The 11068-nt window shown below is 63.2% G+C and carries 10 protein-coding genes; 8 read left to right on the top strand and 2 right to left on the bottom strand.

The window, feature by feature from the left end:
- Positions 1–123: 123 nt before the first annotated feature.
- The 5 genes from RA302_RS17915 (at position 124) to era (ending at position 4879) form a co-directional block, all read left to right on the top strand.
- Positions 124–819: a TetR/AcrR family transcriptional regulator gene (locus RA302_RS17915; protein ID WP_083291542.1), complete on the top strand. Its 696-nt coding sequence runs from the start codon at positions 124–126 to the stop codon at positions 817–819.
- Positions 820–1018: 199 nt separating this feature from the next.
- Positions 1019–2020: a PhoH family protein gene (locus RA302_RS17910; RefSeq protein WP_223304543.1), complete on the top strand. Its 1002-nt coding sequence runs from the start codon at positions 1019–1021 to the stop codon at positions 2018–2020.
- A gap of 48 nt (positions 2021–2068) precedes the next feature.
- Positions 2069–2611, top strand: a complete 543-nt coding sequence (ybeY, locus tag RA302_RS17905) for an rRNA maturation RNase YbeY (RefSeq protein WP_003944525.1) — start codon at positions 2069–2071, stop codon at positions 2609–2611.
- A gap of 21 nt (positions 2612–2632) precedes the next feature.
- The gene (locus tag RA302_RS17900) at positions 2633–3937 is read left to right on the top strand and encodes a hemolysin family protein (protein WP_003944509.1); all 1305 of its coding nucleotides are present in this window, start codon (positions 2633–2635) and stop codon (positions 3935–3937) included.
- A 24-nt stretch (positions 3938–3961) separates the two neighbouring features.
- Positions 3962–4879 carry a GTPase Era gene (era, locus tag RA302_RS17895; RefSeq protein ID WP_003944451.1) on the top strand — a complete coding sequence of 306 codons (918 nt, stop codon included), beginning with the start codon at positions 3962–3964 and terminating at the stop codon, positions 4877–4879.
- Here the strand turns inward: era and RA302_RS17890 are convergent.
- A complete protein-coding gene (locus RA302_RS17890; protein ID WP_003944561.1) occupies positions 4876–5427 on the bottom strand; it encodes a TetR/AcrR family transcriptional regulator in 552 nt (183 codons plus the stop codon). The genes era and RA302_RS17890 overlap by 4 nt on opposite strands.
- 4 nt (positions 5428–5431) lie before the next feature.
- Positions 5432–6850: an amidase gene (locus RA302_RS17885; RefSeq protein WP_007731074.1), complete on the bottom strand. Its 1419-nt coding sequence runs from the start codon at positions 6848–6850 to the stop codon at positions 5432–5434.
- 329 nt (positions 6851–7179) lie between these two features.
- Here RA302_RS17885 and kdpF point away from each other — a divergent pair, with 329 nt between their 5' ends.
- From kdpF to kdpB, 3 genes are read left to right on the top strand one after another with little or no spacing between them, the layout of a single operon-like run.
- Positions 7180–7278 (top strand): K(+)-transporting ATPase subunit F, encoded by a 99-nt coding sequence (gene kdpF / locus RA302_RS17880; protein WP_007731078.1) that lies wholly within the window; start codon positions 7180–7182, stop codon positions 7276–7278.
- Positions 7278–8963, top strand: a complete 1686-nt coding sequence (gene kdpA / locus RA302_RS17875) for a potassium-transporting ATPase subunit KdpA (protein WP_003944472.1) — start codon at positions 7278–7280, stop codon at positions 8961–8963. The genes kdpF and kdpA overlap by 1 nt, the downstream gene beginning before the upstream one ends.
- Positions 8960–11065: a potassium-transporting ATPase subunit KdpB gene (kdpB, locus tag RA302_RS17870; protein WP_338477359.1), complete on the top strand. Its 2106-nt coding sequence runs from the start codon at positions 8960–8962 to the stop codon at positions 11063–11065. The genes kdpA and kdpB overlap by 4 nt, the downstream gene beginning before the upstream one ends.
- The last annotated feature ends 3 nt before the right edge of the window (positions 11066–11068 follow it).

The following is an 11068-nucleotide window of genomic DNA, read 5'->3' as shown; positions in this document are numbered from 1 at the left end:
GACTCCGTTCCTGATGATCGAAGACACTCCTCGATCTATTTGCACACTGATGTGTAAGTTAATAACTTGCACACCGATGTGCAACTATGATTGACCTAGATCACAGTTGGGCAGTCGAAAGAGGTGGAACGCGCGTTGACGCATTCGGGCACAGTCGTTTCGGGAACTGCCGAATCGGGCGGACGGCAGCGTCGTAGTCAGGCCGCGGCCAATCGCAATCGCATCATCGAGGCGGCGATCACGGCGTTCGCTGCTGATCCGGATGCGAGCATGGACGACGTCGCAAAGGCCGCCGGTGTGGTCAGGCGAACCGTGTACGCGCATTTCGACAGCCGAGAGGCGCTGATCAACGGCATCGTGGACGAGGCGTCGACCGATCTCGTAGCTGCGCTGAGCCAAGCCGGCGAGCCGCCCGAGCGCCCGGATCTGGCGACTGCCGTACTGGCATTGCTGTCATGGCCGGTCGGTGATCGCTTCCGGATGCTGCTCAGCTTTGCTCGCAAAGAGTTGGGGGAGCAGCGGATTCTCGATCTGATGGAGCCCGCGCGTGCCGTGAGTATCAGCGTCGTCGAGCGCGGTCAGCGTGACGGAACCTTCTCGAAATACCTGCCGGCCGAGACTCTGGTAGCGATGACCGAGGCGATCACGATCACTTTGTTCGATCAGGCCAACAGTGGGCTCATCACGGACTCGGGCGAATCCTTTGCCGCCGTGTGCCTGGTCATCGCGGGTATCAGTCCGGACAGAAGCTCCGTGATCGTCGCCGAAGCGTCGGAGTGGATCCGCGAATCGCTGCCGTCCGGTCGCCGCGAGGATTAGGCCGGGACGATTAACAAGTGGGCCGTGTCCGACTCTGGCGCTAGACTTCGAAGTATCGAGGCTCACGAGTCGAGTGGGCTGATCGGACCAGAAAGCAGGCCATATTCACCACGTGAGTGAACACAGTGAACTCGACGGGAACCGTGTAACCACCATCACCGAGCGCGCTCTGCCCGCAGAGCGCACCGTCCGTTCGAGTATGGATCTGGCGCCGGAGACCGTGCGTCAAATCCTGGGGGCGACGGACGAGAATCTCACCGCGATAGAACGTGAGCTTCGTGCCGACATTCATGTACGTGGCGGAACCATCTCCTTGTCGGGGACGGCTGCAGACGTGGCGCTGGCAGAACGTGTGTTCAGTGAATTGGCGTCGCTGGCCGGTCGGGGGCAGCCCATTGCCCCGGACGCTGTTCGACGAACCATCGGCATGCTCACCAACGAGGTCGGCGAGTCTCCGGCAGAGGTGCTCTCCCTGGACATTCTTTCGCGTCGGGGCAAGACGATTCGGCCGAAGACCCTCAACCAGAAACGCTACGTCGACGCCATCGACGAGAACACCATCGTGTTCGGAGTCGGCCCGGCCGGTACCGGCAAGACCTACCTCGCCATGGCCAAGGCCGTTCAGGCGTTGCAGGCCAAGCAGGTCTCTCGGATCATCTTGACCAGGCCGGCAGTCGAGGCCGGCGAGCGACTGGGCTTTCTGCCCGGCACGCTGCACGAGAAGATCGATCCGTATCTCCGCCCGCTGCACGACGCATTGCACGACATGATGGATCCCGAGGCGATTCCGAAGTTGATGCAGGCCGGAGTCATCGAGGTCGCTCCGCTCGCCTACATGCGTGGCCGGACGCTCAACGACGCCTTCATCATCTTGGACGAAGCGCAGAACACCACGGCCGAGCAGATGAAGATGTTCCTGACCCGCCTCGGGTTCGGTTCCAAGATCGTGGTCACCGGAGACGTGACCCAGGTCGATCTGCCGGGCGGGGCCCGTTCGGGTCTGCGCGCGGCATCCGAAATCCTCACCGGGATCGACGATATTCATTTCGCCACTCTCGACAGCAGCGACGTCGTACGTCATCGGCTGGTCTCTCACATCGTCGACGCTTACGAGCGTCACGAATCGGATCGGTCCGGCGAGTTGGCGGTCGGAAACCGGGCGCAGCGCCGCGCTGCACATGCTCATTCACCGCGACGGTAGGCTGAGCGACGCATCAACCCCTACTTTTCCCAGGAAAGAGCGTCGCACATGAGCATCGAGGTCTCGAACGAATCGGGCATGGACATCTCCGAACCGGAGTTGATCAGCGTTGCCCGTTTCGTGATCGCTCGGATGGATGTCCATCCGGCGGCCGAGCTGTCGATGGTTCTCGTCGACTCCGCGACGATGGCGGATCTGCACGTTCGCTGGATGGACCTGCCGGGTCCGACCGACGTCATGTCGTTCCCGATGGACGAACTCGAGCCGGGTGGCCGTCCCGATTCCCCCGAGCCGGGGCCGTCGATGCTCGGTGACATCGTGCTGTGTCCGTCTTTCGCCGCGGATCAGGCTGACAAGGCCGGGCATTCACTGGCTCACGAACTTGCCCTCCTGACCGTCCACGGTGTGTTGCACCTTCTCGGCTACGACCATGCGGAGCCGGAGGAGGAGAAGGAGATGTTCGGCTTGCAGAACAGCCTCCTCGAAGAGTGGTACGAAGACCTTCGCCGTATCGACCGCGAAGCAGCACTGGCCGAACGCGATCAGAAGCTGCTCGGTAAGACCGGTTTCGTCGACGGAGTGGACCGATAACAGTTATCCGGGGGTTCTGTAGTGAGTAGCGCCATAGCGCTCTTTGTTCTGGCGATTGCTCTTGTCCCGGTCGGTGGTGTGTTCGCGGCCGTCGACTCGGCGCTCAACACCATTTCGTCGGCGCGGATCGACGAGATGGCAAAGGAAGAGCGAGCCGGCGCCGCGCGAGTGCAACGCATCCTGACCGATCGCCCGCGATACGTGAATCTGATGGTCCTGCTTCGCATTTTGTGCGAGATCACGGCCACCGTCGTACTCGTGGGCGGCCTGATCGACGTCCTCTCGCTGGGCTGGGCGCTGACCGTTACCGCGGTGATCATGGTTCTCGTCTCGTACGTGGTCATCGGCGTCGGACCGAGAACGCTTGGGCGCCAACATGCGTACTCCATCGCGATGGCCGCGTCGCTGCCACTGCTGTGGATCGGGGTTCTGCTCGGGCCGATCAGTCGCGTCCTGATCCTCGTGGGTAACGCATTGACCCCGGGTAAGGGCTTCCGCAACGGCCCGTTCGCGTCGGAAATCGAGTTGCGTGAACTCGTGGACATGGCGCAGGAACGTGGCGTCGTGGCCGACGAAGAACGCCGAATGATCCAGTCCGTCTTCGAACTCGGAGACACGTCGGCGCGCGAGGTGATGGTGCCCCGCACCGACATGGTGTGGATCGAGAACGACAAGAATGCCGGGCAGGCAACGTCGTTGGCCGTCCGCAGTGGTCACTCGCGCCTGCCGGTCATCGGGGAGAACGTCGACGACGTGCTCGGTGTCGTCTACCTGAAGGATCTGGTCAAGCAGACCTACCACCTGCCCGACGGCGGCCGGAACGTCAACGTCTGCGACGTCATGCGGCCCGCCGTCTTCGTTCCCGACTCGAAGCCGCTCGACAGCTTGCTGGCCGAGATGCAGCGCGACCGCAACCACATGGCGATACTCGTCGACGAGTACGGCGGAATCGCCGGGCTCGTCACGATCGAGGACGTCATCGAAGAGATCGTCGGTGAGATCGCCGACGAGTACGACGAGGACGAGACGCCGCCCATCGAGGATCTCGGTGACGGAATGTTCCGCGTATCCGCGAGACTTCCCATCGAAGACCTCGGTGAATTGTTCGATCTCGAACTCGAACTCGACGAGGTGGAGACCGTCGGCGGGCTGATCGGATACGTACTCGGCCGAGTGCCACTTCCCGGTTCCGAAGTGGAGTACGACGGTTTGATCCTGCGCGGCGAGGGAACCAATACGGGCCGAGGCCGGGTACGCATCAGCACGGTGTTCGTGCAGCGCATCCCGCCGTCCGAAGACGAAGAGACAGAAGACACCGATGACTGAGCGAGAGTTCAGCGAGGAGCAGTTATGAGCAAGAACGAATTCCGGTCAGGCTTCGTGTGTTTCGTGGGTCGACCCAATACGGGCAAGTCCACGCTGACCAACGCGTTGGTCGGCAGCAAGATCGCGATCACGTCCTCGCGCCCGCAGACGACGCGCCACACGATTCGCGGCATCGTTCACCGCGAGCATGCGCAGCTGATCCTGGTGGACACCCCTGGACTGCACAAGCCCCGCACTTTGCTCGGGCAGCGCCTCAATGACCTGGTTCGCGACACGTACTCCGAGGTCGACGTCATCTGCCTGTGCATCCCGGCCGACGAGGCCATCGGGCCCGGAGACCGCTGGATCGTGCAGCAGGTCCGTCAGATGGCGCCCAAGACCAAGCTGGTCGGCATCGTGACCAAGATCGACAAGGTCAGCCGCGACGCCGTCGGAAAGCAGTTGCTCGCGCTGTCCACCCTGCTCGGTCCCGAATCCGAGGTCGTTCCGGTGTCCGCGAAGTCGGGTGAACAGGTCGAGATCCTGGTCGACGTCCTCGCCGGTCTGATGGACGAGGGCCCGGCCTTCTACCCGGACGGGGAACTGACGGACGAGCCCGAAGAGGTGCTCATGGCCGAACTGATCCGTGAGGCTGCGCTCGAGGGGCTCGGCGAAGAATTGCCGCACTCTCTGGCTGTGGTGATCGAGGAGGTCATCCCGCGTGAGGGTCGCACCGAGAAGCAGGGCGAGATGCTCGACGTGCATGCACTGCTCTACGTCGAGCGGCCCAGTCAGAAGGGCATCGTCATCGGTAAGGGCGGGGCGCGTCTGCGGGAAGTCGGTACCAGTGCGCGCCTGCAGATCGAGAAGCTGCTCGGTGTGCGGATCTTCCTGGAGCTGCACGTCAAGGTCGCCAAGGACTGGCAGCGCGACCCGAAGCAGCTCGGCCGGCTGGGCTTCTAGGGCCGGAGGACCCTGAGGATCGCCGCGCCGATGTCCTGCTCGTCGACGCCGGTGGCCAGGCGTCGGAGTTGGAGGCCGGTGATGACGGCGACGAGCGTCGATGCAATCGACTCCGGATCAGGTACACCGAGTGCCGTCAGAATCGTGACGGTCAAATCGTCGTAGGCGGCGAAGCATTCGACGGCGACTTCGTGGAGTTCGTGGTCGCGCCCGGCGGCGATGTACATCTCGAACGGCGCGATCCGCTCGGCCGAGAACGAAAGATCTCGCGTCACCTTTTCGGCTATTGCCGCGGCGTCCTCGACGCTCAGACCTTTGTCGCGGTACTCCTCGGCCAAGGCGCGCAGGCGCGTCGTCTCGTCTGTCACGAAACGAGACAGAGCAGCGCGGAGCATGTCCGACTGGCTGGCGAAGTGATACGTGATCGATCCGAGTGAGACGCCGGCCTGCGCGGCGATGCGCCGGTTGCTCACACCCGGGATGCCGTCGGTACCGACGACGTGCAGAACGGCGTCGAGTATTCGCGCGCGGACGTCCCGGTTACTCATCGAGTCACCACCACGGCTCGGGGCGGACCTGATCCCAACGCAGGACCGATTCCAATTGTGAAGCGAGGGAGACCAACAGAGGTTCGGTGTTCTCGTTGCCCATCAACTGCGCACCGATGGGAAGGCCGGTGTTGCTGAATCCGGCCGGTACGTTGACCGAGGGCCAGCCGAGGACGTTCCACGGCCACGCGTACGGGCAGGCGCCGGTCATGACCTTGTCTGTGTCCCAGCCACCGATGCCGTCGATCGCGGTCGCCATGATCGGTGGAGTTGCCGTCGTGGGTGCCAGGACGACGTCGTAGGTGTCGAAGATCGCTCCGATCCGCTTTCGCATCCGTGGCTCGGCCGCGCGGGCCGCGCGCAGAGGTGCGCCGCGAAGTAGCTTGCCGTTCTGGGCATTTCCGCGTGTTCTGGCATCGACCAGTGTCGGGTCGGGAACGCGTCCGAGCCAGTCGTGGACCCCGACGAGTGAGCGGGGCAGAAAGTTCAGGCCGAAGATCAGGCCGTATGCGGGATCGTCGACGACGACGTGGTGTCCGAGCTCCCGCAGCGTGTCGGCGATCGAATGCACGGCCAGGCGCACTTCCGGGTCCAGCTTCACGGGAGTGGCGGTGAACGGATTGCGAAGGGAAAGCGCGATTTTCAGTTTTCCGGGGTCGCGTCCCACCGCGTCGCTGACGGTGACCGGTGTCGGCTTGTGGAGGTCGCCGTCATGGTTGCCGGCAGCGACGTCGAGCAGCAGTGCCGCGTCGGCGACGGTGCGAGCGAGCGGACCGTTGACCGTCAGGCCGTAGAACGCTTCGGCGTCGGGCCAGGTGGAGATGCGCCCGCGCTGCGGTTTGATTCCGACGAGGTTGGTCCAGGCCGCAGGGATTCGGATGGAACCGGCACCGTCGGAACCGATTCCGGCGCTGACCAATCCGGCGGCGACGGCCGCGGCGGTGCCGCCCGACGATCCGCCTGGAGTGTGGTGGCGCGACCACGGATTGCGCGTGTAACCGAAGGCTGAACCGCTCGTAAGGGGCCACTGACCCAATTCCGGGCTGTTGGTTTTGCCCACGATCACTGCGCCGGCGTCGCGGAGGCGTCGAACCATCTCCGAGTCCTCGGTCTTGGCCGGGAAATCGCCAGGGCAACCGAAGGCGGTGGGTTCGCCGGTGATGTCGACGTCGTCCTTCACTGCGATCGGCACGCCGAGAAGAGGTAGGCGCTCGCCGAGTGCGAGACGCCTGTCGGCCTCGGCAGCTTCCTCGAGTGCCTTCTCGCGCCGCACGATCTTGAACGCATTGAGGTGAGGCTGAGTGGCCTCGATCCGGCTCAGCGTTGCCTCCGTGGCCGCGACGGACGAGGTGGCGCCCGAGGCCAGACTCGCAACCTGGTCGACAAGACCGGGGGCGAGATCGTGGTCGGTTCGAGAAGTCATCAGGTTCCCTTCGCAAAACTGTTCGTTCGAACGAACAGTAACTTGTTTCAGTATTAGTGAACTTCGGTTTCGCGTCAAGATCGCGTCAAGACGCCAGGTCAGTGCGTAAGCGGATCGTCAGAGACGCGGAATCGGCCTTTCCGGAGGTCGAAGCTGAGAGAGCGCATCCGGTCGAGGGCGACCGCGCGTCATGGCTGCGATGCACAGCAGCACGGCAAAAGATTTCGAAGAGGGAAGCTCATGGCCGATCTGGCCTACGTTGCTCTGATTCTCGGCGGTTTTCTCGTGTGCGCGCTGGTACTGCGCGCCCTACAGGCGAGCGCTCCCAAATGACGGTTGCCGGTGTGGTCAGCGTGGTTCTGATCGCCGTCGCCGCGGCATTGGTCATTTACCTGCTCGTTGCACTCGTAGATCCTGAGAGGTTCTGATGTCGCCCGCTCTTGCAGCCGGCCTGCAGATCGCTTTTGTCCTCGTCGTTCTGGCAATCGCCTACGTTCCGGTGGGCGACTACATGGCGCGTGTTTACTCGTCGACGCGAGATCTTCGGGTCGAGAGTGTGATCTACCGCGTCGGTCGGATCGACTCCAGGGCCGAGCAGACGTGGTACGGCTACGCCGCAAGCGTTCTCGGATTCTCGCTGGCCAGCGCATTGTTCCTGTACTTCCTGCAACGGATTCAGGGAGTACTGCCGCTGAGTGACGGTCTGTCCGGGGTCAGTCCTGCCGTAGCGTTCAACACCGCGATTTCGTTTGTGGCGAACACCAACTGGCAGTCGTACACGCCGGAAACGACGATGAGCAACTTCGTTCAGCCCGTCGGTCTGGCGGTGCAGAACTTCGTCTCGGCAGCGGTCGGCATGGCGGTGGCCATCGCATTGGTTCGCGGCTTCATTCGGGTGGCCAGGGGCGGCGAGATCGGCAACTTCTGGGTCGATCTGACGCGTGGTTCTCTGCGCATCCTCCTCCCGTTCTCCTTCGTGATCGCCCTGATCCTGTTGAGCCAGGGAGTGATCCAGTCGTTCCACAGCGGTTTCGCCTCCACCGGCCTCGACGGCAATGCGGTCACCAATGCACTGGCCCCCGTCGCGTCCCAGGAAGCGATCAAGGAACTCGGCACCAACGGTGGCGGGATCTTGGCTGCCAACTCGGCGCACCCGTTCGAGAACCCCACCCCGTTGAGCAATGTCGTCGAGATCCTGGCGATTCTGTTGATTCCGGTCTGCCTCACCCGAACGTTCGGAACTCTCGTCGGGGATCGTAGGCAAGGCCTCACCCTGCTGGCAGTGATGGGAATCCTGTGGAGCGGGCTGCTCGCAGTCACGCTCGCTGCCGAATCCGGCGCACGCGGTGTTGCCGCCACAGCAGCTGGTTCGATGATGGAGGGCAAGGAAGTTCGCTTCGGAATCCCCGGATCGGCGTTGTTCGCGGTGGCGACCACGGGAACGTCGACGGGCGCGGTGAACTCGGCCCACGACAGCATGTCACCCCTCGGCGGCGGCGCGGTCCTGCTCAACATGTTGCTCGGCGAAATTGCGCCAGGTGGAGTCGGAACCGGCCTCTACGGGATTCTTGTGCTGGCATTGATCGCAGTGTTCGTCGGCGGACTGCTGGTCGGTCGCACGCCCGAATATCTCGGCAAGAAGTTGGGTCGACGCGAGATCACCCTTGCGGCGCTGTCGATTCTGGTCATGCCCGCGCTGGTCTTGATCGGTACCGCCATCACCGTCATCCTCGGTTCGACCACCGGTTATCAAGGCAATGGGGGAGATCCGGGCACGCCGGGATCGATCCACGGGTTCAGTGAGGTGCTTTACGCCTTCGCCTCCGCCTCCAACAACAACGGCAGCGCCTTCGGCGGTCTGACGGTCACCAGCGACTGGTTCCAGTCGTCTCTCGGAATCTGCATGCTTCTCGGCCGATTCCTGCCGATCATCTTCGTTCTCGCTTTGGCCGGTGCTCTTGCCTCGCAGAAGAAGGTGGCGCCGACGGCCGGCACCCTCCCGACGTCCGGACCGATGTTCACCGGTTTGTTGACCGGCACCGTCGTTCTTGTTGCTGCACTTACATTCTTCCCGGCCCTCGCGCTGGGCCCGCTAGCGGAGGCTCTTCAATGACCGTGCGTATCAGTGAGAAACCCGTGGTAGCGCAAGACGCCGCCGACAAGGCTGATCCAGGGCAGTCCCGTCAAGTACACGCAGGCGTTTTCAACCCGCGGCAGATGATCACCGCGTTGCCGGGGGCCGTGCGCAAACTCGACCCACGCCACCTCGCCCGCAACCCGGTCATGTTCGTGGTGTTCGTCGGTTCCGCCATCACCACTGTCATGGCGATCGCCGATCCCTCGGTGTTCTCCTGGGTGATCACCCTGTGGCTCTGGTTCACGGTGATCTTCGCGAACCTCGCCGAATCCGTGGCCGAAGGGCGCGGCAAGGCGCAGGCGGCGAGCCTGCGAAAGGTGAAGCAGGACACCACAGCACATCGGATCACGATGAGCGGTGCGATCGAATCGGTTTCCGGCACCGAACTGGTGGTCGGCGATCGGGTGATAGTGGTTGCCGGCGAGGTCATCCCCGGCGACGGCGACGTGGTCGAAGGTATTGCCTCCGTAGACGAATCGGCGATCACCGGTGAATCCGCGCCGGTGGTCCGTGAATCCGGTGGTGACCGGTGCGCCGTCACCGGTGGTACGACGGTTCTCTCGGACCGCATCGTCGTGGAAATCACCGCAGCACCGGGCAGTTCGTTCGTGGACCGGATGATCGCGCTCGTCGAGGGTGCTTCACGTCAGAAGACACCCAACGAGATTGCGCTCAACATCCTGCTCGCGTCGTTGACCGTCATCTTCCTCCTCGCCGTCGTAGCCATCGGCCCGATGGGCTTGTACGCGGGGCACGAGCAGGATCCGATCAAGCTGATCGCACTTCTCGTCTGCCTGATCCCGACGACCATCGGAGCGCTGCTCTCGGCGATCGGTATCGCGGGCATGGACCGCCTCGTCCAGCGCAACGTTCTCGCGATGTCGGGACGCGCGGTGGAAGCTGCGGGCGACATCGACACCCTGTTGATGGACAAGACCGGAACCATCACTTTCGGTAACCGCCGGGCCACCGCACTCCATCCGGCGCCCGGTGTATCCGCCGACGATCTTGCTGCGGCAGCTCGCTTGTCGAGCCTGGCCGACGGAACTCCCGAGGGACGGAGCATCGTCGAGCTGTGCGCAGCGGATTTCGGTCTCGCTGCCGAGCCGACGTTGGACGAAGAACGCGCCGAGTTCGTTCCGTTCACGGCACAAACCCGGATGAGCGGACTCGACCACTCCGGACGCCAAATCCGAAAGGGTGCAGCGGATGCGGTGATGAACTGGGTCGTCAGTGGTGGTGGACACGCGGAGACCGCGGTGACCGACACCGTGGGCGACATCGCCCAAGCCGGCGGAACGCCGCTGGTAGTTGCCGTCAAGCAAGGTGAGAGTACCTCGATCCTCGGCGTGATCGCGTTGTCCGACGTCGTCAAGCCGGGAATGGCTGACAGGTTCGCCGAACTCCGGGCGATGGGTATTCGCACGATCATGATCACCGGCGACAATCCGTTGACCGCGAAGGCGATTGCCGACGAGGCGGGCGTCGACGACTTCATGGCGGAGGCCACCCCGGAAGACAAACTGGCCCTGATCCGGAAGGAACAGGAAGGCGGACGTCTCGTCGCGATGACAGGTGACGGGACCAATGATGCTCCCGCCCTTGCCCAGGCGGATGTCGGGGTCGCGATGAACACGGGAACCTCGGCAGCCAAAGAGGCCGGGAACATGGTCGATCTCGATTCCGATCCCACCAAGCTGATCGAGGTGGTGGAAATCGGCAAGCAATTGCTGATCACCCGCGGCGCGTTGACCACATTCTCGTTGGCGAACGACCTGGCGAAGTATTTCGCAATCCTGCCGGCCTTGTTCAGCGGCATCTACCCGCAGCTGGACGCGTTGAACATCATGCGTCTCGCCACCCCCGAATCGGCGATCGTCTCGGCCGTGATCTTCAACGCCTTGGTGATCATCGGTTTGATTCCGTTGGCACTCAAGGGTGTTCGATACCGACCGTCGACGGCATCGCAGTTGCTCGGACGTAACCTGCTCGTCTACGGTCTCGGCGGTGTGATCACACCGTTCGTCGGTATCTGGTTGATCGATCTCGTCGTACGTTTGATTCCTGGAATTGGGTGACCT

It is taken from the genome of Rhodococcus sp. DN22, from assembly GCF_036669995.1.
In the GTDB taxonomy this organism is placed as follows: domain Bacteria; phylum Actinomycetota; class Actinomycetes; order Mycobacteriales; family Mycobacteriaceae; genus Rhodococcus_F; species Rhodococcus_F erythropolis.
This window is presented reverse-complemented; position numbering and strand designations above follow the sequence as displayed.

Excerpts from the sequence above, each read along its gene's own strand:
- era (WP_003944451.1), top strand. The coding sequence starts at position 3,962 with ATGAGCAAGAACGAATTCCGGTCAGGCTTCGTGTGTTTCGTGGGTCGA.
- RA302_RS17910 (WP_223304543.1), top strand. The coding sequence starts at position 1,019 with ATGGATCTGGCGCCGGAGACCGTGCGTCAAATCCTGGGGGCGACGGAC.
- RA302_RS17890 (WP_003944561.1), bottom strand. The coding sequence starts at position 5,427 with ATGAGTAACCGGGACGTCCGCGCGCGAATACTCGACGCCGTTCTGCAC.
- kdpB (WP_338477359.1), top strand. The coding sequence starts at position 8,960 with ATGACCGTGCGTATCAGTGAGAAACCCGTGGTAGCGCAAGACGCCGCC.
- kdpF (WP_007731078.1), top strand. The coding sequence starts at position 7,180 with ATGACGGTTGCCGGTGTGGTCAGCGTGGTTCTGATCGCCGTCGCCGCG.
- ybeY (WP_003944525.1), top strand. The coding sequence starts at position 2,069 with ATGAGCATCGAGGTCTCGAACGAATCGGGCATGGACATCTCCGAACCG.
- kdpA (WP_003944472.1), top strand. The coding sequence starts at position 7,278 with ATGTCGCCCGCTCTTGCAGCCGGCCTGCAGATCGCTTTTGTCCTCGTC.
- RA302_RS17885 (WP_007731074.1), bottom strand. The coding sequence starts at position 6,850 with ATGACTTCTCGAACCGACCACGATCTCGCCCCCGGTCTTGTCGACCAG.